Origin of the sequence: Sorangium aterium, assembly GCF_028368935.1 — a bacterium.
GTDB lineage: Bacteria > Myxococcota_A > Polyangia > Polyangiales > Polyangiaceae > Sorangium > Sorangium atrum.
Map to the genome: position 1 here is coordinate 1121921 of NZ_JAQNDK010000003.1, position 22494 is coordinate 1144414.

Consider the following 22494-nt stretch of genomic DNA (forward strand, 5'->3'; position numbering starts at 1 on the left):
CGGTGACACTTCCTTTGGGCTACGGCCCCATGCTCCGGGAGGACTGGAAACAGCGACCGGATCCTCGTCGACGCGACACGCTCACCGCACTTCCTCAGACCGCCAGGATCTAACCACGAGCCGCTCCCCGTGGTCGCAGTACACAGCAAGACCTACCGTGAGAGTCGCGTGCGGCAGTTCGAGAGCCGCGAGGAGCAGGAGCGGCTGGATCGCTGGATCATCGAGACCCAGGGCGACCGGCGGATGATCCGCGAGCAATACGGCGTCTCGCTGGCCGGCCTGGGGATCCTCGCGTTCGTCGCCCCGTGCTGCCGTTCTTCGCGCTGTACGCGCTCTTCCTCCCGGCGGCGGTGGTCGTCGGCGCCCTGCTACCGCTCGTGATCTACCCGCTGTCGTCGCTCGTCCTCCACCCGTACATGCACATGCCGCGGGCCGAGGCCATGGCCCGCGCGTCCCGGCCGATGCGGTGGCTGCTCGGCACGAGCTACGTGCGCTTTATCTCGCGGCACCACTACGTGCATCAGCGGTACATGCACTGCAATTACAACCTCCTCTGGCTCGGCGATCTGCTCGTCGGGCGGCACCGCCGGCCGAGCGACGAGGATCTCGCCGAGATGCGCGGCCAGGGGATGATCTGCTAATTCCGCGGGTCAGCGCTCCTGCCAGAAAAGCCGGTCGATACCTGGCCGTCGCTGGCGCCAACCTGGATCGACCGCCTCACGGCGCCATCATGGACGGCGCGGGAGCGCACGATGCGGGAATGCGGGCCCAGGGCTGGGTCCATGATGAAGTGCCACAGCACCCACGTCCACGAGCGGTGCGAGACCAGCGTGTCGTAGTGGCGCTTGGCGATGCGGTGCAGCGCGGGCAGGCGCCAGCCGGGCACGTTCATGAAGTCGTGGTGCTCGACGTGGTAACCCACGTTGAACGTCACGTGGTTGAGCGGCCCGTAGTAGCTGTAGGTCTCCTGGTCGGGCGCGTACACGTAGTGCTCGTGCACGAAGTGGGCGGCCACCGGGTGCAGGCTGTGGCCGATCAAGGTCGACAGCAGCAAGTAGGCGAAGCCGGGCGCGCCGAGCAGGCGCCACGAGAGCCACGCGGCGGGCAGCTGGATGGCCAGGTTGATCCACTCGTCGCGGCTCGGCGGCTTGGCGAAGCGCGCGGCGCGGCCCAGGTAGGCCACGAAGTAGAAGAACAGCCACAGGAACTTGCGCACGCGGCCGGTGCCGATCAGCCGCACCTCGAGCGAGCGCGGCAGATCGGTGTCCTCGCCGGCCACGCCGAGCAGCGCGTGGTGCGCGAGGTGGTAACGGCGGAAGCTCATCGCCGCCGGCAGCACCATCGGCAGGTTGGCGAACAGCGCCAGCAGCTTGTTCGAGCGCGCGCGGCGCGCGGCCAGATCGTGCGCCGCCTCGTGGATGGCCATCGCGCACCAGTGCGAGAGCACCGCGCCGAGCGTCGCCGCCGCCAGCGTGACCACCCACCAGGGCGCGGCGAACACGCCGAGCGACCAGGCGACGGCGAACTGCGCGAGCACCACCGCCAGCGTGACCGCGATGGTGCGCCGGTCGTAGCCGAACAGCGCGCGGATCTCGGGGTGCTCGCGCAGGATGCGGCGCCGGCGGGCGCGGTGCGGCTCGGCGCGCGTGACCCATTCGAAGGAACGCATGCGCCTCGATCTAGGCAGCGCGACCGGCGCCGCCCATTCGCATTCCCGGCGCCGCGCCCGCGCGCGCCGGCGGCCGTCAGTCGGGCCGTAAATAGCCGTACAAAAGCCGGGTGAGCTCGGCCTGCGCGGCCGGCGCGCGCAGCATGTCGCCCTCGCGGAAGGCCGCCATGCCCAAGGTGTTTCGCATTGCGTGGAACAGGAAGAAGCCGCCGAGCTGCGGATCCACCGCGCGGGTCTTGGGCCGGATGCGCACCAGGAGCTCGGCCAGCGCGGCCTCGGCCTCGCGATCGGCGTCGGCGATCAGATCGAAGTCGCCCACCCGCACGAACCACTTCATGAGCGCCCTCATCACGCGCGCGTGGGCCAGCTCGAGCTCGATCAGCCGGCCGGCCAGCCGGTGCAACGCCGCCTCCAGCGGGAGCGGCTCGACCTCGTCGAGCACCCGGCGGATCTCGGCGAAGCGTTTTTGCACGAAGCGGCGCAAGAGCGCCGCGACCAGCGCCTCGCGGTTGGGGAAGTACTGATACAGCGAGCCCACGCTGACGCCGGCGCGCTCGGCGATGTGCGTGGTCGATACACGGCCCTGCTTCGCCTCCTCTTCGCGCTCGATCAGCTGACCGGCGGCCTCGAGGATGGCGTCGACCGTGCTGCGCGAGCGCTCCTGGCGCGGATCCTTGCGCGGCTTCTGCGGCGACGTGCTCACGCCGCACATCCTCGCACGGCCGCCGCTGGCCGCGTGAGGCCGACGTGCCAACGCTCGCAGGCGCAAGCGGGGCGGCCGCCGGCCATGGGCGATTCTCGCGAACGCAATTGGGCGAGGAGCGAGATTCCCTGTCGCCAGGGGCCTCGTGACCACTCACCTGTCCAGAGACGGCAGCGGGCTGTCCACGAACGGCAAGATAAGCAGCCCGACGCGCGCCGCCTTGCTGACTGGCCGCAACCCCCACTCCGTCGGCATGGGCTGTATCACCGAGCTGTATACCGCCGTTGTGCCCCGACTTCGCAGGTAGCGGGGACAACCGCTTTACAGGCAAGGTGCACTGGGCGGAGATCGAGCTGACGGGCGAACCCGCCGAGGTGAGCCCCGAGCACGAGTTGCACGCGCTGGAGGCGATCCAGTGACACCTTGACCCGGCCGGACGGGCGGCCCGCTTCCGCGCTCAGCTCTGGTACTACAGTCGTACTTCGATGAGGCAGGCGACCCCGTCCTGCCGCCGCAGGCGCCTTTTGGGTGGTCGCGGCCGGCGAGGGGGCTCTCGTAGCCGGGCGGTGGCTACACCGCGCCGTCGCGGAGCCACTCGCCGAACCGCTCGCCGATCATCAGCGCTGTCAGGTTCGTGTTCACGCTCGGGATGGTCGGCATGATGCTCGCGTCCGCGACGACGAGGCCCTCGACGCCGCGGACCCGCCCGCGCCCGTCGACCGCCGCCGAGACGTCCCCCTCGGGCCCCATCGGGGCCGTCCCGCACGGGTGGTAGCCCGAGCCGCAGCTCCTGTAGATCCACCGCTCCAGCGCCTCGCGCCGCCTCAGCGTGCGCTCCATCGGCCAGACGAACCAGCCGAGCTCGCGCATCGGCGCGGTGCGGGCGATCTCGTACGCGAGCTCCAGCGCGTCGACCGCGCGCGACAGGTCGTCGCGGTCGACGAGCAGGTTCGAGACGATGCGGGGCCGCGCGTGCGGATCGGCGCTCAGGTGCTCGATGCGGCCGACGCCGCGCGGCTTGCCGATGCAGCACGCGATCGCGAACGCCGGTATCGTGAGGCGCGGGTGCAGCGGGAAGAACGAGCCCGGCTGGAGCATCACGTCGTTCGGGTACTGGCTGCCGCGCGACGTGTAGCGGAGCATCGTCTGGACGAGCGGCTGGCGAAGGACGTCGATCAGGCCGCGGCGGCGCGGCCACAGGCCGATGGCGGCCCCCGGATGATCGAGCAGCCGCGCCCCCACGGCGGGCACGTCGGACACGAGCGCGACCCCGAGGCGCGCGAGCTCGGCCCGCGGCCCGATCCCGCTGCGCAGGAGGATCCCCGGCGTCGCGATCGCGCCGGCGCTCAGCACCACCTTCCGCGTCGCGACGACCTCGACGCGCCCGTCGGTCTCGATCTCGACCCCCTCGACGCGGCGGTTCCGCACGAGCACCCGCCGCACCGTCGTGCGCGGCCGGAGCCGAAGGTTCTCGCGCCGGCGCACCTCGGCGGTCAGGTAGCAGCGCGCCGCGCTCATGCGCTGTCCGTCGATCTTGTTCATCGCGTGCGGCCCGACGCCGCCGGGCGCGCGCGGATCGTTGGTGTCCGCGCACTCGGGGTGGCCGAGCGCCCTGCACCCGTCGACGAACGCCGCCTGCCACGGCACGAGCTCCTCGCGCCGGGCGCGGCGGATCGGCACCGGGCCGCCCTTGCCGTGCCAGGGCTCGCCGAAGTCGAGATCGTCCTCGAGGCGCTTGAAATAGGGCAGGCAGGCGTCGAAGCCCCACTCGGGAAGGCCGAGCGCCGCCCACTCGTCGTAGTCGTAAGGCTGGCCGCGGACCGCGATGCACGTGTTCACGGCCGACGAGCCGCCGACCACCTTGCCGCGCGGGAAGAGGAACATGATCTGCCCGGGCGTCGGCCGGTGGCGATAGCCCCAGTCGTGCGCGAGCCACGAGTTGCGGGTGCCGTCCCGCAGATCGGCGGGCAGGCCCTCCGGGTCCGGGTAGTCCGGGCCAGCCTCGAGCAGCAGGACCTCGCGATCCGCGCGCTCCGTGACGCGCGCCGCGATCACGGCGCCCGCCGAGCCGGCCCCGACGACGACGAGCTCGGCGGCGCCGGCCGGGCGGGGCGAAGAGGACAGTGACGATCGAAACACCTTGGAAACTCGACCTACACGGGATCGCGCCGCCGGGCAACGAACCCTCGAAACTGTCCTCGCTGTATGACGGTGGTGCGGCGCCAGAGCGCCGCGGCGCGCGCCGGGCGGCGTACGGCGCGCCCCCGTCCGATGGTCCGATGATCCGCCCGGGAGGCCACATTGGAAACACCGAGGTTCATACAGGGTGTCTACTCGTTCGAGGGGCAGGGCCTGGAGCAGCCGGTGCCCCTTCGTCCTGCGGTCGGGTACACCGTCCCGCGGGACAAGCGCGCTCAGCTCATCTACCTGCGCGCGGGCAACTCCACGTCCGAGCTCATCTACCTGCTCCTCAAGCGCGACGGGCACCCGATGCGCTATTTCCCGATCGGCGCCAAGGGGGCGATCCACGTGCCCCTCGTGATCGTGGAGGACATCCACCCGGAGAGCGTGATCGAGCTGTGCGTGGGCGCGCCCGAAGGCGCGCGCGGGCTCGCGACGATCGACATCGGCCTGGCGGAGATCTGAGCCATGCAGAAGAAGCGAAAGCTCGTGTTGATAGGCAACGGGATGGCCGGCGTCCGCACGGTCGAGGAGATCCTCGCGCGGGGCGGCGCCGATCAGTTCGAGATCACCATCTTCGGCGACGAGCCCTATGGCAATTACAACCGCATCCTGCTCTCGGAGGTGCTGAACGGCTCCCAGGACCCGAGCGAGATCTTCCTGAATCCCCTGGCCTGGTACCGGGAGAACGGCGTCCAGCTCCACGCGGGCGTGCGCGCGCGGGCCATCCACCGGCACTCGCGCCAGGTGACCGGCGATCACGGGGTCGTCGCGCCCTATGACAACCTGATCATCGCGACGGGCAGCTCTCCGTACATCCCGCCGATCCAGGGGGTGCGGCTGGAGGGCGGCAGGGAGAAGCCCGGTGTGTTCGTGTTCCGCAGCCTGGACGACTGCCACAAGATCGCCCAGTACGCGCGGGGCAAGCGGAGCGCCGCGGTCATCGGCGGCGGGCTCCTCGGGCTCGAGGCCGCGCGCGGGCTGCAGAACTTCGGCCTCGACGTCCACGTCGTCCACATCAGCGGTCACCTGATGGGGCAGCAGCTCGACGCCACGGCGGGCGGCATCCTGAGGACCACGCTGGAGCAGCTCGGCGTGACGGTGCACCTCAACAAGAGCACGAAGGAGGTGCTCGGAGACGACCGCGTGACGGGGCTCCGCTTCGCCGACGACGAGACGCTCGCCTGCGATCTCGTGGTGATCTCCGCGGGCATCCGGCCGAACGTGGAGATCGCCCTGCGCGCCGGCCTGACCGTCGAGCGCGGGATCGTGGTGGACAACCACATGCGCTCGCCCGACGACCCGAGGGTCTACGCCGTCGGCGAGTGCGCGCAGCACCGGGGGCAGGTCTACGGGCTCGTGGCGCCGCTCTGGGAGCAGGGCAAGGTGCTGGCCGACCACATCACGAAGCGCAACGAGAAGGCCTCCTACGCCGGCTCGAAGGTCTCCACGAAGCTGAAGGTCATGGGCATCCAGCTCGCCTCGATGGGCATCACCGAGCCCGCCGACGATCGCGACGAGATCGTGCAGTTCCTCGAGCCGAAGAAGGGCACGTACAAGAAGCTCATCATCCGCGACGGCAGGCTGCTCGGCGGCATCCTCCTCGGCGACGTCAGCAAGGCCGCGTACCTGATGCAGGCGTTCGACAAGAGCACGCCGCTCCCGGAAGAGCGGCTGTCGCTGCTGTTCGATATCGGCGCGCCCTCGCCGCAGGCGACGATCGAGGAGATGCCGCAGGGGATGCAGGTCTGCAACTGCAACGGCGTCACCAAGGAGGGCCTCGTCGCGTGTGTGCGCTCCGGCAAGCGGACGCTCCGGACCGTCATGGACGCGACGCGGGCTGGCATGGGCTGCGGCGCCTGCAAGCAGCTCGTCTCGGAGGTCGTGGCGTGGGCGTGCGGGGGCGCGGCGGAGCAGGACCCCGCGGCCAGCTACTACGTGCCTGGCGTTCCGCTGAGCAAGCCCGAGCTGGTCCAGGCGATCCGCGAGAGGAGGCTACGGTCGGTGTCCGCCGTGTTCCGCGAGCTCGCCGGCGGGAACGAGGACCCGGGGAGCAAGCCGGGGCTCGCGTCGCTGCTCCGCACGTTATGGCACCACGAATACGACGACGAGCGCGACGCCCGCTTCATCAACGACCGAGTTCACGCCAACATCCAGAAGGACGGCACCTTCAGCGTGATCCCGCAGATCGCCGGGGGCATCACGTCGGCCGCGCAGCTGCGGCGGATCGCGGACGTCGTCGACAAGTACCGCGTGCCGCTCGTGAAGCTCACCGGCGGCCAGCGCATCGACCTGCTCGGCGTGAAGAAGGAGGACCTGCCGGCGGTGTGGCGCGACCTCGAGATGCCCTCGGGGTTCGCTTACGGAAAGTCGTACCGCACGTGCAAGAGCTGCGTGGGGAGCGATTTCTGCCGGTACGGGCTCGGCGACAGCATCGCGCTCGCCGTGAAGATCGAGGACCGCTTCCAGGGCATGGACACGCCGGCCAAGCTGAAGCTCGCGACGGCGGGCTGTCCACGCAACTGCTCCGAGGCGATGGTGAAGGACGTCGGGGCCGTCGCGGTGGAGGGCGGCAAGTGGGAGATCTACGTGGGCGGCGCGGCCGGCGCCCACGTGCGCAAGGGCGACGTGCTGTGCACGGTCGACGCGCACGAGGACGTGCTCCGGCTCATGGGCCGCTTCATCCAGTATTACCGCGAGAACGCCAGGTACCTGGAGCGGACGTACGGCTTCGTGGAGCGCGTCGGCATCCAGAAGATCCGCGCCGTGGTCGTGGACGACAGCGAGGGCATCGCGGCGCGCCTCGACGAGGAGATGCGGAAGACGGTTGAGGCGTACCGCGATCCGTGGAGAGAGGCGTACGCCCCGGCGACGCCGAACCAGTTCCGATCGGTGCTGCCGATCGTGCAATGAGGGGTGCGACATGGAGATCACGATTGGACCCCTGTCGGCGATCCCGCCGGGCGAGGGGCGCGCGTTCGAGGTCGGATCGGAGCGCATCGCGGTGTTCGTGACGCGCGAAGGCCGCGTGTTCGCCACGCAGGCGAGCTGTCCGCACCGCGGCGGCCCGCTGGTCGACGGGCTGCTCGGCGGCTGCACGCTCATCTGCCCGCTGCACGCCCAGAAGTTCAACCTGGAGACGGGAGAGGCCCTGAGCGGCGGGGAGGGGCTCAAGACCTATCCCGTCCGCCTGAGCGCGACGAACCAGATCCTGGTGCGGATCGAGGGCGGCGTGGGCTGAGCGCCACCTTCCCCGCCGGGGGGCTCTGCGATAGCGCGTCTTTGGGTACGCTACCGGAGCGCGTCGCGCGTCACGCGACGTTGCCTGGAGGGTTCCCGTTCGTCATGGTCGACCCCACGACAGCCGCACCGCTCGCCCCCGGCACCGTCCTCGGGGGCGATCTCCGCATCGTCCGCCCCCTGAGCCAGGGAGGCGTCATGACCCATGGCGCCCCCTCTGCCTGAATTCGGTATTCATGGAAAGCCGCGTGTGGCCGGAATCAACTTTGATCCCACAAAGTAAGAATTGGAACAGGTGGACCCGCCTTGCGGGTTTTTGAGCTGGGTTCTAGGAGCAGGGAATGAGGATCGAGGCGGTTCGTGTCCGCAAAGATGTGCGTTCCAGCGCGAGCATCGCCTTCGCGCGTCCGGTCAGCGAAAACATCGATTACATGGTGAACAAGCCAGAGGGGGCGCACGACGACCTCATCGCCGGCCTCCTCGCCGTCGCGTCGGTGTATGCATACTCGGACATCTACACGTTCGCCGAGACGATGGTTGAAACCGGCTTGGGCGGCGGGGCCGAGATCGTCGGCATCGCCAACGCTATCCCGGAGATGTTCGTAGATACGAACGCCTACCTCATCCAGACCGCGGACAAGCGGCTGGCGGTCCTCTCCATCCGGGGGACGAGGATGACGAACATCAGCAATTGGTTCGGGGACGCTAGCATCGCCTCGGTCATGTACACGACGAGCTCGTTCGTCGAGACCTTCGCAGGGCGTATCCATGGCGGCTTCCTTCAAATCGCTTCGGTGATGATGCCCTCAATCTATCGCATGCTCAAATACGCCTTGAAGGGCTATTCCATCTGCGCCGGCGCGGTCCGGGAAAATGCCAAATTCCAGGATTGTGTGACGGAGGCATCGTGGCGTGGCGAGATGAACCGACCGGGCACCGAGAGAGAAGAGGAACCGGGCGTCGCGGGTCATCTCCCGCCGCTGCCCCCGGAGAACGCCCCGAACAAGCTGGAAGCGCTCTACATCACCGGTCACAGCCTAGGCGGCGCGCTCGCCGTCTTGATGGCGGCGACGCTTCGGTGGCCCCTCAGCGAAAAGCTGCGCGGCATTTACACCTACGGGCAACCGATGGTCGGCGACAAGCGCACGGCCGAGAGGTACCAGCCAAAATTCGGCCACAAACTCTACCGCCACATCTATGGTGTGGACGTGATTCCGCGCCTGCCCCCGCTCACGATGGGGAGGTTCGTGCATTTCGGCAAGGAGTTCGCATCGAGCCATCGAGGGTGGGTGCCCCGCAGCGGGGCCGTGACCCCGGTGTGCACGGGTACGGGGGCGGCTGTTCTTGGTCTCTTCGGCCTCCTTCAGGAACAGCTGATCGGCGTCCCGTCACTTCAGCGGTTGCCCCTGCCTTACTCCTTGGCCGATCACAAGCCGCTTAACTACCTGTACATGTCATGGGCGGATTTCGTCGTGGGCGCCGCTGTCCCGATGATCGGGTGAGCGGGAAAGATCGCGCATTCTTCCTCATCCGCCATTGAACACCCTCTTCAATGGACCGAAGTGGAGGACTACCCCGCGGCGAGCGACTACGTGCCCGGCGTTCCGCTGAGCAAGCCCGAGCTCGTCCAGGCGATCCGCGAGCGCAGGCTCAGGTCGGTGTCCGCCGTCTTCCGCGAGCTCGCCGGCGGGAACGAGGAGCCGGGGAGCAAGCCGGGGCTCGCGTTGCCGCTCCGCACGCTATGGCACCACGAAGACGAGGCGGAGCCCCTCGATCGCGCGTCTTTGGGTACGCTACCGGAGCGCGTCGCGCGTCACGCGACGTTGCCTGGAGGGTTCCCGTTCGTCATGGTCGACCCCACGACAGCCGCACCGCTCGCCCCCGGCACCGTCCTCGGGGGCGATTTCCGCATCGTTCGCCCCCTGAGCCAGGGGGGCATGGGCGCCGTGTTCGTCGCCGAGCAGCTCTCGACGGGCAAGCCGCGCGCGGTGAAGCTGATGCACGCGCAGCTCGCGCAGGACCCGCGCTTCCGCGAGCGCTTCGAGCAGGAGGCGAGGGTAGGGGCGCGGATCGACAGCGATCACGTCGTCGAGGTCGTCGCCGCGGGGGTCGAGCCCGCGACGCAGACGCCCTGGCTGGCGATGGAGCTGCTCGACGGGGCCGACCTTTCGGCCGTGATGGCGCAGCGCGGCGCGCTGCCGCCCGACGAGGTGCGCGAGCTGATGGGGCAGCTGTGCCACGCGCTCGGCGCGGCGCACCGCGCGGGCGTCGTCCACCGCGATCTCAAGCCCGAGAACATCTTCATCGCGCGGCCGCGGCAGCAGAACGTCCGCTTCAAGGTGAAGGTGCTCGACTTCGGCGTCGCGAAGATCGTGGCCGAGGCGCGGGCGACGACGTCGGTCACCGCGTCGGTCGGGACGCCGCTCTGGATGGCGCCCGAGCAGACCGAGCTCGCTGCGCAGGTCGTCCCGGCGTCGGACGTCTGGGCGCTCGGGCTGCTCGCGTTCTACCTGCTCACCGCGCGCGTCTACTGGATGGAGCCGAGCCGTGGGCCCGGCGCCTCGGTCATGTCGCTCATGCGCGAGGTGCTGTTCGGCCCGCTGGATCCGCCGTCCGCCCGCGCCGCGCAGCTCGGCTGCGCGCACCTGATCCCCCCCGGCTTCGACGCTTGGTTCGCCCGGTGCCTCGCCCGCGACGTCCGCGCTCGCTTCGCCGACGCGGCGCAGGCCATGGCGGCGCTCGATCCCGTGCTCGCCGCGGCCGCCCACAGGTCCGCGCCGCTGCAGGCCGTGCCCTCCATGCCCACACCCCCGGTCTATTCCGGCCATTCCGGGCCGATCACCGCGCCGACCCAGCCGGGGGTCTCCCGCACCGACGTCGGCGGCATGACCGGCGGCACGCTCGTCCCGGTGCCGGCGTTGCCTCCGCGCAGGGCGCCCTGGGGCCTGCTGCTTGCGATCGCCGGGGGCGGGCTGGTCGCCGTTGCCGCGCTCCTGGTCGGCGGCTTCGTGGCCTTCCAGCGGCTCCGCGCGGCGGACCGCGCCGACGGCGCGCCGACAGCGCCGCTGTACGGCGGGGGCGATGCGCCCACGGGTGGGGCGCCGACGCCGCCGGCCAGGCCGTCGAGCGCCGCGGCGAGCAGCGACGTCGATCTGGCCGGCACCTACGACATCGTGTCGTCGCGCAACCCGGGAGGGCAGGGCAGCTACACGGGCAACGTCCTCCTCTCCCGGAGCGGCGACACGTACCGCATCGCCTGGATCATCACGAAGGGCGCGGGCTACGAGGGGATCGCGTTCGTGCAGGGGCAGACGCTCGCCGTGGGATGGGCGAGCGGCGGGCCCTACGGCGCGGCCGCCTACCGCATCGACGGCGGCCGCCTCCACGGGCAGTGGATCGCCACGGACCGGCCAGGCCAGGTGACGACCGAGGAGCTGGAGGGCCCTGAAGGGCTGGTCGGCAGCTACCGGATCGTCGACGGCGCTCGCAAGGGCACGGTCGTCATCGTGCCCACGGGCGAGACGTACGCCGTCACGTGGGCGCTGAGCACCGGCGCGCTGAAGGGGGTAGGCATCCGCTCGGGCGATCAGCTCGTCGTGGGCTGGTCGCCGAGCCAGCAGGTCGGGGTGGTCAGCTATGCGATCGCGGGCCGGCAGCTCGCGGGGCGATGGGGGACCCTGGGCGGCACGCTGGCGGGGAGCGAGGCGCTGGTGCGCCGCTGACGAGCGGACATTCCCCGATCCAGCGTGCGGGGCAGAGGTCCTGCCACGATGTCATCGACAGGGCGGCCCCGGTGTGGGGCGCGGCGCGCTGGAGTTCGCGGAGGACGGATGAGGGCCGTCGCGTCGCCCGCTCAAAGCGCTGGCGACCCGCGCCGACCATGGCAGCATGTGTCGCACATCACCCGCATCAGGGCTCCCGTGGGCACCAATCCCGTCTCGTCCGATCACGGGTCTTCGTCCCGTTACGCCATCATCGAGACCCTCTACGAGGGCTCAGACACCCTTCTCTACCGGGGTGTACGCGAGGACGACGGCCATCCCGTGGTGCTCAAGGTCCTCCGGCGCGATCACGCGAGCCCTCGCGCCCCCGAGCGGCTTCGCCACGAATACGAGATCGCTCGGGCGCTCGACACCACGGCCATCGTCAAGCCCTATGCGCTCGAGATGCTCGGCGATCAGCCGGCGCTGGTCCTGGAGGATTTCGGCGGCGTGTCGCTCGATCGGCTCCAGAACGGGCCGACGCCGCTCGAGCGCTTCTTCCCCCTCGCCATCCGCGTTGTCGAGGCGCTCGCCGGGCTGCATCGGCACGACGTCGTCCACAAGGACATCAAGCCTCAGAACGTGCTCCTCAACCCCGCCACCGGCGAGGTGAAGATCACCGACCTGGGGATTGCGTCCCGGATACCCCGCGAGCTCCAGCACCTCGAGCACGTCGGGCTCATCGAGGGGACCCTGGCCTACATGGCCCCGGAACAGACGGGCCGAATGAACCGCTGGATCGACCAGCGGACCGATCTCTACTCCCTGGGCGTCGTCTTCTACGAGATGCTGACGGGCGCTCTGCCGTTCCAGGCCGGCGATCCCGTCGCGTGGGTCTATTGCCACATTGCCCAGGCGCCGCAGCCGCCGCACGCGGTCGTCCCCTCGATTCCCCCGCAGCTCTCCGCGGTGGTGCTCAAGCTGCTCTCCAAGGCCGCCGAGGAGCGTTATCAGAGCGCGGCGGGCCTGCGGCACGACCTCGACGAGTGCTTCGCCACATGGCGGGCGAGCGGCTCCATTCCGCCCTTCGCGCTCGGGGGGCGCGATCTCTCTGACCGGTTCCAGGTCCCGCAGCGGCTGTACGGGCGTGAGCGCGAGGTGGAGGCGCTGCTCGCCGTGTTCGAGCGCGTGGTCGCGAGCGGCCGGCCAGAGCTCGTGCTCGTGTCGGGCTACTCGGGCATCGGCAAATCGTCGCTCGTCGCCGAGCTGCACCGGCCGGTGGTGAGGGAGCGCGGCTTCTTCCTGTCCGGCAAGTTCGAGCAAGCCGCGAGGGACGTCCCCTACAGCGCTTTCCATCAGGCGTTCCGGGCGCTCTTTCAGGAGATCCTCTGCGCGAGCGAGGAGCAGGTCGAGCGCTGGAGACAGCGTTTCCGGGAGGCCCTCGGCGAGAGCGGCAGGTTGCTCGCCGACGTGCTCCCCGAGCTCACGCTGCTCCTCGGGCCTCAGCCGCCCGTGCCCGAGCTGCCGCCCGCCGAGGCCCAGAGCCGGCTGCACGCGACGCTCCAGCGCTTCGTCTCGGCGTGCGCCCGGAAGGACCACCCCGTGGCGCTCTTCGTCGACGATCTGCAGTGGGCCGACGCGGGAAGCCTCCAGTTGCTCGATCAGCTCGCCACCTACGCCGGGTCCGAGCACCTCCTGCTGATCGGCGCGTACCGCGACAACGAGGTCGGCCCCGCGCACCCGCTGCGGCTCACGCTGGCCGAGGCGCGGAAGCGCGGCGCCGCTGTCTCCGAGCTCGTCCTCGAGCCGCTCTCGGCCACCCATGTCGGGGCGCTCGTCGCCGAGGCGGTCCACGCGACGCACGCGCCGCACACGCCTGCAGAGCAGGCCGAGCCGCTCTCGCGGCTTGTCTACGAGAAGACCGGCGGCAACCCGTTCTTCGTGCTCCAGTTCCTGATCGCCCTGCATCAGGAGAGGCTCATCACCTTCGACGCGGAGGAGGGCAGGTGGCGGTGGGACATCGCCGCGATCCGGGACAAGGAGTTCACCGACAACGTCGTCGAGCTGATGGCGGGCAAGCTGAAGCGGCTCTCCGGCCCGACGCGGGACGCGCTCATGCTCGCCGCGTGCCTCGGCAGCAGCCTGGAGCTCGACACGCTCGCGGTGATCGCGGGCCGTCCGGCGGCGGAGCTCCGCGACGCGCTCGAGGAGGCCGTGCGGGAGGGGCTGCTCCTCCGCCGGGACGGCGCCTATCGATTCCTCCATGACCGGGTGCAGCAAGCCGCCTACTCGCTCATCCCGGCGGGACAGCTCGCCGAGATGCACCTCCGGATCGGGCAGCTGCTCCTCTCGGCACAACGCGCCGAGGAGCGCGACGACGCGCTCTTCGACGTCGTCGGCCACCTCAACCGCGGCGCCGCGCTTCTGCGTTCCCAGGCGGAGCGGGATGAGGTCGCCGCGCTGAACCTCCGCGCCGGCAGGAAGGCCAAGGCGGCCGCGGCCTTCCAATCCGCCGCCGCGCTCTTCGCGGCTGGCCTTTCCCTGCTCGCGCCGGCCTCGTGGGAGACAGGTCACGAGCTGACCTACGGCCTGACCTTCGAGCGCGCGCACATCGCGTACATCACCGGCAGCTTCGAGGAAGCCGAGCGGCGCCTGGAAGAGCTCATGGATCGCGCGAGGACCCGGCACGAGACGGCCGCCGTCGTCGAGCTCGTCTCCGCGCTGAATGTCACCCGCGGGCAATACTGCCGCGCGGTGGAGATCGGGCTCTCGTGCCTCCGCGCGTGCGACGTTGATCTGCCGCTCCACCCCACCGACGCACAGATCGAGAAGGAGACCGAGCGCGTCTGGCAGGCCCTGGGCGATCGGGCCATCGAGGACCTGATCCATCTGCCCCCCATGACGCACCCGGAGATCAAGATCACGATGGGCGTGCTGCAGAGCGTGTCCCTCCCTGCGTTCTTCGTGGACCCGAACCTGTACAACCTCGTCGTCATGCGCATGGTCAAGCTCTGCCTGCGCCACGGCAACACCGAGCACTCCGCTTTCGCGTACGCCGCCTTCGCGATGGTGATCAGCTCGAGGTTCGGGCGATATCAGGAGGCTTACCTGTTCGGCCGGCTCGGCCACGACCTGGCGGACCGGAGCGGCCTCCTCACCACGAAATCCTTGGTGGTCATCCTCTTCGGACACTATGTCGTCTTCTGGACACGCCACTACAGAGAGACGTATCCATACACGCGCGACGGCTTCAGCGCCGCGGTCGAGTCCGGTAATCTGAACAACGCGTGCCTCATCTGCATCTGGGCCGCGCTGTTCCCGCTGCTCTCTGGCGAGCCGCTGGAGGACGTGCTCCACGAGGTCAAAGAGCGCCTCGGCTTCGTGCGCAGGGTCGGTTACGCGTTCCCGCACAACGCCCTCCTCGGCGGCCACGCCATGATCCAGACGCTGCGCGGGAGGCCGGTCCGCTCCTTGATGCGGGACGGGTCCGAGCTGGATCCGCCGGGCTTCGAGGCGCAGCTGGAGGAGGCTGGGCATCTGGAGGCCGCTCGCGACTTCTATTACGGCTTGAAGGCGCAGGCGCTCTTCGTGCTCGGCTCTCCCCGAGAGGCGCTCGCGGCGGCGACCCGCGCGATTGCCGAGCACCCCCCCGGGGTCCGGCCGCACGCGCTCATCGCCGAGAGCTTCTATTATCGCGCGCTCGCGCTCGCGGCCCTCTCTGACGGCGCGCACGAGGCGCAGCCATCCCCGCTGTGGGTGCTCCCCGAGGGGCTCCTCGAGTGCGAGCGGCAGCTCGGCGCGTGGGCCAGGAGCGGCCCCGACAACTTTCTCCACAAACACGCCTTGGTCCGCGCCGAGATCGCCCGGATCCTGGGGCGCGAGCCGGAGGCCAGCCGGCTTTACGAGCAGGCCATCGCGGCGGCGCGCGAGGGCGGCTTCGTCCAGCATGAGGCCATCGCCTGCGAGCTTGCCGCGGAGTTCTACCGCGCGCGCGGCCTCTCGACGCCCGCCGACAGCTACCTGCGGAGCGCCCGCGCCGGCTATTTCCGCTGGGGCGCCCGCGCCAAGGTGGAGCAGCTCGATCAGCGCTACCCTCACCTCGTCGAGCGCAAGCCGATCGCCCCCACCGTCACCTTCGCCGTACGGGCCGAGCAGTTCGACGTCCTGTCGGTGGTGAAGGCCGCGCAGAGCATCTCTGGCGAGCTCAAGCTCTCGCGGCTGCTCGAGATGCTGCTGCGCATCGTGGTCGAGCACGCGGGCGCCGAGGAGGGCTGTGTCCTCCTGGTCCGGGATGAGCAGCTGTGGATCGCGGCGATCGAGACGCCGGGAGGCGCGGTACGGCAGCTCCATGTGGGGGAGGCGCCTTCGGCTGTGCTGCCGCAGTCCGTCCTCAACTATGTTCGCCGGAGCCACGAGCTCGTGCTGCTCGACGACGCCGCCGCCCGGCACCCCTTCATGGAGGACGAGTATTTCCGGCGCAAGCGCCCGAGATCGGTGCTGTGCCTCCCGATCGTGCGCCAGGCACGGCTCATCGGCCTGCTCTACCTGGAAAACAACCTCGCCACCGGGGCGTTCACCCCTGGGCGGCTCAGCGTCGTCGAGCTGCTCGCCTCGCAGTCGGCGATCTCGCTGGAGAACGCGATGCTCTATGCCGAGGTGGAGCAGGAGAACGCCGAGCGGCGGCGGGCGGAACAGGCGCTCAAGGCCAATCAGAAGATGCTCCAGGCCATCGTCGACAACTCGGCGGCGAGCGTCTACGTCAAGGATCACGAGGGCCGATTCCTGCTCGCCAACCGGCAGGTAGGCGCCCTCCTGGGCGTGCCCAGCGAGCAGCTCCTTGGGAGGACCGATGCGGACCTCTTCCCTGCTCCCTTCGCCGAGACGGTCCGCGAGCACGAGCGGAAGGTGCTCGAGACCGGTGCGCCGATGGAGTGGGAGGAGACTGTGCCGCTGGAGGACGGGCTGCACACGTTCCTGTCGATCAAATTCCCACTCGATGAGGGGGTCATGCCCGGCGTGCTCTGCGGCATCTCCACCGACATCACCGAGCGCAAGCGGGCCGAGCAGGCCGAGCGGTTCCTGGCCGAGGCGAGCCGCAAGCTGATGACGCTGGGTTACAGCGCGACCTTCGAGAGCGTGGCGCAGCTCCCGGTGCCCGAGCTCTCGGATCGGTGCGTCGTCGAGGTGCTCTCCGAGGACAGGGCGCCGGGCCCGACGGCCGTCGCAGGGGTGCCCGGCGAGCAGCTGGAAGCGCTGAAGGACGCGCTGCGCGCTCTGGCAGGAGCGTCGCCGGCCGGAGTCGACGGGGAAGAGGGTCGCGCCACGCCGCTGGTCCAGCAGGTGCATTCGCTCGACCCGCGGCTCAGGCCGCTCTGGGAGCGGCTCGGCGTCCACGCGTTCCTGAGGGTTCCGCTGCTCGCGCGCGACCGGTACTTCGGCGTCATGACCCTGCTGGCGACCGCGGCCGAGCGCCGTTGTGGCGCCGCCGACCTGCGGCTGGCCGAGGAGCTGGGGCGCCGCGCGGCGCTCGTGCTCGACAATGCGCGCCTGTACACCGAGGCTCAGGAGGCGATCCAGCGGCGGGACGAGTTCCTCGTCGTCGCCTCTCACGAGCTCAAGACCCCGCTGACCTCGCTGCAGATGCAGGCGCAGAGCATCGAGCGGCTGCTGCGCCGCCGCTCGCTCGCGGACGTCCCCGCGGCGCGGATCGAGGCGATGCTCCAGATCCTCGGCCGCCAGACGTCGCGGCTCGGGCGACTTGTGGACGAATTGCTCGACGTCACGAGGCTGCACGCCGGGCGGCTTTCGCTCGCGCGGGCGCCGGTCGATCTGGCGGCGCTGGCGGGCGAGGTCGTCGACCGGATGCGCCAGCAGCTCGCGGCGTCCCGCTGCCCGACGCAGCTGGATCTGGGGGCGCCCGTGGTCGGGTACTGGGATCCGGATCGCCTGGAGCAGGTCGTCGTCAACCTCCTGTCGAACGCGATGAAGTACGGCGCAGGCAGGCCTATCCTTATCGGCGTGCGGCGGCAGGCCGATCGCGCGCTGCTCGTCGTCCGGATGAGGGGATCGGGATCGCGGAGGCCGATCAGGGCAGGATCTTCGAGCGCTTCGAGCGCGCGGTGTCGGTGCGCAACTTCGGCGGCCTCGGCCTCGGGCTCTACGTCGCACGCGCGATCGTGGCGTCGCACGGCGGCTCCATCCGGGTGGAGAGCAAGCCGGGCGCGGGCGCGACGTTCGTGGTGGAGCTCCCGGTGAGCCCACCGGAGAGCGCCGTGCCGGCCGGATCCGTCGCAGAATAGGGCGCGCGGTTCGCCGAAGCCCCGCGCGCTCCGGGCACGCAGCTCGCAGCCGCGATTCGGAGGCGCTGGCGGTCACCACCGCGCAAGCCGTCGAGGAGGCGCTGGAGGAGGAGCCGGAGGCGATCGCGAAGGACGCGATGGGGGAGAGAGAGGGCGAGGCGCCCTGAGCCCCGCGCCGCGACCGGCCTGAGCGAGAGCGACAAGGCGAGCGGCGTTCCTGGCGCGACCGATCAGAGCTGCCCATACTCACGGATCCGGTCGCGCTCTTCTCCCTTGTCTCCCTCGTCGGGCTCCAGATCGACGACGATCCCGAGGCGCGACTCGACGTAGGCCACCCAGAGGGTTCCATGCGGTGGAACGCTGGTCCAAGCGTTCATTTCCGTGATAGACAGGAGCCCATCCATGCTTCGATCGAAGATTCTTATGTCCCTGAACCGTAATCCGCACGTGAAGCCGAGCTGGGCGTTCAGGTTACGGGAATAGACATCTCCGCCGAGGAACAGATCGACGTGCGTGGTCCGGACAAGGGTCGCTTGCGGCCTCAAGGTCGTGGTGAACATGGGAAGAACGGCTCCGATCACTTGGTAGAGTTGAAAGCTCGTGGCCGCGCTCGCCCGGAACGGTCCGGCCTCGTACGTGGCGTGGATCCCCAGCTTCTTGTCTTCTATCGTCGACATGTTCTCCTTGCCCACTCCAACGCCGATGAAGTATCCGATGTTGAGCTCCTGGGTGGGGCTCGCGGTCTGTCCGAAGCTCACCATGACTGTATGGACAGCCCCCGGAGCCGTTCCGCCGTCATATGTGGATCCGAGTCTCGCAAGATGGGGGAGCTTTGTCTGAACAATGCCGCTGAAGTAGAGGCCGTCCCAGTAGAACTTCTCTGGGGGCCGTTGCTCTTGCGCTGATGTCAGAGCAGTAACGGAGAACACTACAAGCCCTGATAGCGCGCGCATGAATAGCTGCCATGGCGTGCTCGAACAGCGGGTCGATGGCGCCCGCGAGATGAACGGCGGTGCGAAGTTGGCACGATTCATTCGGTCTGCATGCGGGCTATACACTCAGGATTCTTCACCAACCCGTCGACATCGACGTCTCCGAAGTCGCTCCTGAACATATAGGCACTTTCCATCGCATCGAGACCGAGAATGTTGTTCGTGATATCCGGCTGCGACGCATCCTCGAAGGATCTTGCAACGGCGATACAGTTCGAGTGTTGCGCCTGGGCCAAATCTCGAATGCTCAAGATGGTCTCGCAGTCGATCGTGTTGCTGCCCAGTATTTCCTCGTACGCGTTGAATTGCCACCTGAAGTTCCTGCAGTTTGTTGCCATCGTATGCAATTCTTTCACCAGCGACCTGATGACGCATTGCTCCGAAGGCTCTTGTTCGGGTGATGGAGTGGATTCATCTTCGTTGGCACGAGGCGCCTTCTCTCTCTTCTGAAGTTGTGGATCGCGACGCTGGAGCGACTTTTCGCAGCTGGCCAACCGCTTCCGTGCGACGCTCAGGGTCGCCTGAAGATAGGGTTCGTTCTTGCTCGCAGCGTCCTGGCGTGCTTGAGTCTTTTTGTCGCTCTCGGCCGAGATTCTTCCCAGATGGAATGCCGCCGCCAGGGTCGCGACCGCGATGGTCCCAAATCCAATCCATGTTGTCGGCTTCGGTGATGTTCCCATGTGTCGAACGTTGCGGGTTGAAGTCCTGGTGCGTGCGCGAGAACGGCGGCCCTGGCCCGTTCTAACAGCGGGTCGATGGCTCCCGCGAGATGGACGGCCGCGTGAAGTATGGTCGAGTCATCTGGTCTGCATGCGGGCTATGCACTCTGGGTTTTTCACAAGCGCATCAATGCCGTCGACATCGCCGTGCTTGCTCTTGGTTGCATAGGCATCCTCCACCGCGTCGATGGCGATGGGGCCGTTTGTCGCATATTGCTCGCTAATTTCCTCGTTGACATTTATAATGAGAATGCAAATCTGGTATTGCATCCGGGCAAGGTCTCGAATGCTCAATACGGATTCGCAGCCAATCGAATTGCTGCCCAAGATTGCCTTGTATGCATCAAAATGTGTTCTGAAGTCCCTGCAATTCGCGGCCGCCATATTCTGCTCCTTTGCTTGCATTGCGATGATGCATTGCTTCGGAAGCTTTGGCTCAGGTGGAGGTGTGGGGTTGTCTTCGTTGGCGTAGGGCTCTTTCTCTCTCTTCTGAAGATGTGGATCACGACGCTGGAGGGTCTTCTCGCAGCTGGCCAACCTTTTCTGGGTGGCGCTCACGGCTGACCGAAGATCGGGATCGCCCTCGCTGCCGGCGTCCTGGTGCGATTGAAGCCGATTGTCGTTCGCCACCGACATTCTTCCCAGATTGTATGCTATCAAGGCGACGACTGAGATGGATCCCAATGCAATCCATGTTTTCGGCTTCGGCGATGTTTCCATGTGTCCAATTTCGCGGAGCGTGGCGATTGCAATCGCTTATTGAATGTTAGTTGACATGGCGGGAACGGGTCACTGAATGACTCTCTAGGGTGGTGTTGGCTAGTAGTAGCAGGGTTCCTTCTTGGTCGGCGTTATTCCAACCATTTGAGGGGTGATGTTCAGAGGGGTACCACTGCTGGGCTGCAGTTCTTCGCGCCATTGATTGCACGTCTTCGCGTTTACCGTGTTCACGAATTGGTTCTGTAGCGGCGTCGTTCTCATGCAGTTGATTAGCTGAGGGCGTCGGTCTTCTGATGCACACAGCGCTTGGCACTCGGGGGATGGATCCATGCACGTTTGTACTGGTTTTTCGTCGAAGATCGTGCATCCGGCCTGGGATAGTACCGTCGCGGAAATGATCTGGGCGAGGCTGGGACGGATTGTCCTCGAACGACGACGTGCTGCGGTCATAGGCTCTTGCTCCGAGGGCATCTGGTGGTGGCTCGCGTTTGCCTATAACGGGAGGCAGGAGGATACAGGGAAGGCTGTCGTTCTTCGATGAATCCGTGGACATGGCCATGGCCAGACGTCGCGAGCGAGTCGCGATCCGCGCGGCATGCGCGAGATGTCCAGGACGTCCGGAGCAAGCGATGACTCGCGCGGCCGGTCGCGGACAATCTCGCTTCGCTTTCAGGGGATCGACGGGGGGCAATCGGTTCGCGCGGTCCACGCCGCGAACGCTCGTTGGCAGCGGACCCATTCCCTGGAGCGCAGCCGCCCCTCGGACGTCCGGGCCTACGCGGCCAGGTAGCGGCTTCGGGCCGAGGGACGCGGCGCGCTCGCGGGGTCGATCATGGTGTTCTGAGTGCGTGAGCCGGTCGGGCCGATGGTCGGCTCGGGGCCGCTCGCAGGCGCCCTGGTCGCGGCCCTCCGTGACGAGGAGCGCGGAGGGCTCGCGGATCGGGTGGAGCTGCTGCTGAGCGCGAGGCGATGATCGCCTGTTCTTCTCGCGGGCCTATGCCTGGCAGCAGAACGTCGACGGTTCGGCCGGCAGCAACTCGCCGGTGGGCTCACCGCCGCTCGGGGCGCAGCCGCCTGGGTCCACGGCCACGACCTCCGCCGACTTGCTGCCGAGCGCGACGCCGGGCGGCGTGACCCCGCAGAACGGCGTCGTCGAGCTCACGACGATCGACGCGAGCGCCTCCCCGCACGTGCCGTCGCTGTAGACGGAGGCCTTGATGGTGCACGACGCGCCCTCCGGCTCCCCGCAGCCGCACTCGGAGCAGCCGCGCGTGTCCTCGGCGCCGCCGTAGAAGACGTGCCGGTCGAGGTAGGGCTCCTCGCACGTCACGTCGCCCTCGTGGAAGATGCACGTCAGGTAGCCACCGGGCGGCGGGACTCCGGGCTGCTCCGGCGAGGGCATGCAGGTGCTCCGGTCGCCCATGCACTCCGTGTAGGCGCCGGGCACGCAGGCGAGCGCCCGGGTCTGCCACGGATCGAGGAGCGCCGGCGGCGGCGGTTCGTCCACCCTGGGCGTGCACGCGCCGGTAGCCGTCACGATCGGCGCCTCGATGGAGACCGACTGCACGCACGGCTTCCCGCCGCAGTCCTGGCCGGCTGGGATCGCGTTCGCGGCGGTGCAGGCGCCGTCCCAGCCGTCGGGCGCCGCGAAGGGGGTTGTGACGCCGCCGAGGTCGCCGGGACACGCCGAAGAAGCGTGCGCCGACCAGCCCAGCGGGAGCTGACACGAGGCGGTGGCCGCGTCAGGCGGATCGCACAGGCAGGCTGCGCAGGCGAGCGGTGCGGGCGCCAGGTCGGCGAACCCCTCGTAGCCGATGTTCGGCGCGGCGGCGGGGCAGTCCGGCACCTGGTCCCGCGCGCCGAACCAGAGGAGCGCCGGGCCGAACCAGCCGAGCGGCGCCGGCGGGACGCAATCGCCGGCGCAGGCGGTCTCGTCACCGCCGCCAGCCCCGCCGCCGCCGGCCCCCCCTCCGCCCCCATCCCCTCCATCGCCCGCATCCCCGGTGCCCGCCTCGGGGTATGGGCATGCTGGAGAGCCGTATTCACTGGGCTGACAAGGTCCGTAGACGGTCGGATCTCCGGCGCAGCCCGGCAACAGGAGAAGCCCTGCCATCAATAAGGGACAGATCCGCATGCCGGGCAAGCTACACGATGCTGCTCCACGCAGACAACGACCATCTTCCGTGACGGCCGCAGTCGCCAGCGAGCTCACCATTTCGAATTCAGCCATGTACTCTCACCATTCCTCGCGGCGTTGGATTCCGTTTCGC

General features: G+C 68.7%; 15 protein-coding genes and 1 pseudogene. 9 read left to right on the top strand and 7 right to left on the bottom strand.

Annotated features, from left to right (window positions below; genetic code table 11):
* Positions 1 to 305: 305 nt before the first annotated feature.
* Positions 306 to 641, top strand: coding sequence for a hypothetical protein (locus POL72_RS28465; RefSeq protein ID WP_272098998.1), 336 nt, complete (start codon positions 306 to 308; stop codon positions 639 to 641).
* On the opposite strand, the gene POL72_RS28470 is transcribed toward POL72_RS28465, so the two are convergent.
* Positions 638 to 1669: a fatty acid desaturase gene (locus POL72_RS28470; RefSeq protein ID WP_272099000.1), complete on the bottom strand. Its 1032-nt coding sequence runs from the start codon at positions 1667 to 1669 to the stop codon at positions 638 to 640. The genes POL72_RS28465 and POL72_RS28470 overlap by 4 nt on opposite strands.
* A 76-nt stretch (positions 1670 to 1745) precedes the next feature.
* A complete protein-coding gene (locus POL72_RS28475; RefSeq protein WP_272099002.1) occupies positions 1746 to 2372 on the bottom strand; it encodes a TetR/AcrR family transcriptional regulator in 627 nt (208 codons plus the stop codon).
* A 284-nt stretch (positions 2373 to 2656) separates the two neighbouring features.
* Here POL72_RS28475 and POL72_RS28480 point away from each other — a divergent pair, with 284 nt between their 5' ends.
* Positions 2657 to 2791 (top strand): hypothetical protein, encoded by a 135-nt coding sequence (locus tag POL72_RS28480; RefSeq protein ID WP_272099004.1) that lies wholly within the window; start codon positions 2657 to 2659, stop codon positions 2789 to 2791.
* A gap of 151 nt (positions 2792 to 2942) precedes the next feature.
* Here POL72_RS28480 and POL72_RS28485 read toward each other — a convergent pair whose 3' ends face one another.
* Positions 2943 to 4511 carry a GMC family oxidoreductase gene (locus POL72_RS28485; protein ID WP_272099006.1) on the bottom strand — a complete coding sequence of 523 codons (1569 nt, stop codon included), beginning with the start codon at positions 4509 to 4511 and terminating at the stop codon, positions 2943 to 2945.
* Between the two features lie 162 nt (positions 4512 to 4673).
* On the opposite strand from POL72_RS28485, the gene POL72_RS28490 reads away from it, so the two are divergent.
* From POL72_RS28490 to POL72_RS28515, 6 genes and pseudogenes are all read left to right on the top strand, one after another.
* Positions 4674 to 5018, top strand: coding sequence for a molybdopterin oxidoreductase (locus POL72_RS28490; protein ID WP_272099007.1), 345 nt, complete (start codon positions 4674 to 4676; stop codon positions 5016 to 5018).
* Positions 5019 to 5021: 3 nt separating this feature from the next.
* Complete coding sequence (gene nirB / locus POL72_RS28495; protein ID WP_272099009.1) at positions 5022 to 7466, top strand: nitrite reductase large subunit NirB; 2445 nt, start codon at positions 5022 to 5024, stop codon at positions 7464 to 7466.
* 10 nt (positions 7467 to 7476) lie between these two features.
* Complete coding sequence (locus tag POL72_RS28500; protein WP_272099011.1) at positions 7477 to 7794, top strand: Rieske (2Fe-2S) protein; 318 nt, start codon at positions 7477 to 7479, stop codon at positions 7792 to 7794.
* 340 nt (positions 7795 to 8134) lie between these two features.
* Positions 8135 to 9295 (top strand): lipase family protein, encoded by a 1161-nt coding sequence (locus tag POL72_RS28505; protein WP_272099013.1) that lies wholly within the window; start codon positions 8135 to 8137, stop codon positions 9293 to 9295.
* 60 nt (positions 9296 to 9355) lie between these two features.
* The gene (locus POL72_RS28510; RefSeq protein WP_272099015.1) at positions 9356 to 11515 is read left to right on the top strand and encodes a serine/threonine protein kinase; all 2160 of its coding nucleotides are present in this window, start codon (positions 9356 to 9358) and stop codon (positions 11513 to 11515) included.
* Positions 11516 to 11713: 198 nt separating this feature from the next.
* Positions 11714 to 17793 (top strand): annotated as a pseudogene (locus POL72_RS28515) (AAA family ATPase).
* Positions 17794 to 18023: 230 nt separating this feature from the next.
* On the opposite strand, the gene POL72_RS28520 reads toward POL72_RS28515, so the two are convergent.
* The 3 genes from POL72_RS28520 to POL72_RS28530 all read right to left on the bottom strand — a co-directional run bounded on the left by POL72_RS28520 (position 18024) and on the right by POL72_RS28530 (position 20224).
* The gene (locus POL72_RS28520; protein ID WP_272099017.1) at positions 18024 to 18827 is read right to left on the bottom strand and encodes a hypothetical protein; all 804 of its coding nucleotides are present in this window, start codon (positions 18825 to 18827) and stop codon (positions 18024 to 18026) included.
* The gene (locus POL72_RS28525; protein ID WP_272099019.1) at positions 18824 to 19465 is read right to left on the bottom strand and encodes a hypothetical protein; all 642 of its coding nucleotides are present in this window, start codon (positions 19463 to 19465) and stop codon (positions 18824 to 18826) included. The genes POL72_RS28520 and POL72_RS28525 overlap by 4 nt, the downstream gene beginning before the upstream one ends.
* Before the next feature lie 117 nt (positions 19466 to 19582).
* Positions 19583 to 20224, bottom strand: coding sequence for a hypothetical protein (locus POL72_RS28530; protein WP_272099021.1), 642 nt, complete (start codon positions 20222 to 20224; stop codon positions 19583 to 19585).
* An 844-nt stretch (positions 20225 to 21068) separates the two neighbouring features.
* Here POL72_RS28530 and POL72_RS28535 point away from each other — a divergent pair.
* Positions 21069 to 21197, top strand: a complete 129-nt coding sequence (locus tag POL72_RS28535; RefSeq protein WP_272099022.1) for a hypothetical protein — start codon at positions 21069 to 21071, stop codon at positions 21195 to 21197.
* 21 nt (positions 21198 to 21218) lie between these two features.
* Here POL72_RS28535 and POL72_RS28540 read toward each other — a convergent pair whose 3' ends face one another.
* Positions 21219 to 22337, bottom strand: coding sequence for a hypothetical protein (locus tag POL72_RS28540; protein ID WP_272099023.1), 1119 nt, complete (start codon positions 22335 to 22337; stop codon positions 21219 to 21221).
* Positions 22338 to 22494 lie beyond the last annotated feature (157 nt).

Excerpts from the sequence above, each read along its gene's own strand:
- POL72_RS28470 (WP_272099000.1), bottom strand. The coding sequence starts at position 1,669 with ATGCGTTCCTTCGAATGGGTCACGCGCGCCGAGCCGCACCGCGCCCGC.
- nirB (WP_272099009.1), top strand. The coding sequence starts at position 5,022 with ATGCAGAAGAAGCGAAAGCTCGTGTTGATAGGCAACGGGATGGCCGGC.
- POL72_RS28500 (WP_272099011.1), top strand. The coding sequence starts at position 7,477 with ATGGAGATCACGATTGGACCCCTGTCGGCGATCCCGCCGGGCGAGGGG.
- POL72_RS28505 (WP_272099013.1), top strand. The coding sequence starts at position 8,135 with ATGAGGATCGAGGCGGTTCGTGTCCGCAAAGATGTGCGTTCCAGCGCG.
- POL72_RS28520 (WP_272099017.1), bottom strand. The coding sequence starts at position 18,827 with ATGAATCGTGCCAACTTCGCACCGCCGTTCATCTCGCGGGCGCCATCG.
- POL72_RS28525 (WP_272099019.1), bottom strand. The coding sequence starts at position 19,465 with ATGGGAACATCACCGAAGCCGACAACATGGATTGGATTTGGGACCATC.
- POL72_RS28530 (WP_272099021.1), bottom strand. The coding sequence starts at position 20,224 with ATGGAAACATCGCCGAAGCCGAAAACATGGATTGCATTGGGATCCATC.
- POL72_RS28540 (WP_272099023.1), bottom strand. The coding sequence starts at position 22,337 with ATGGCAGGGCTTCTCCTGTTGCCGGGCTGCGCCGGAGATCCGACCGTC.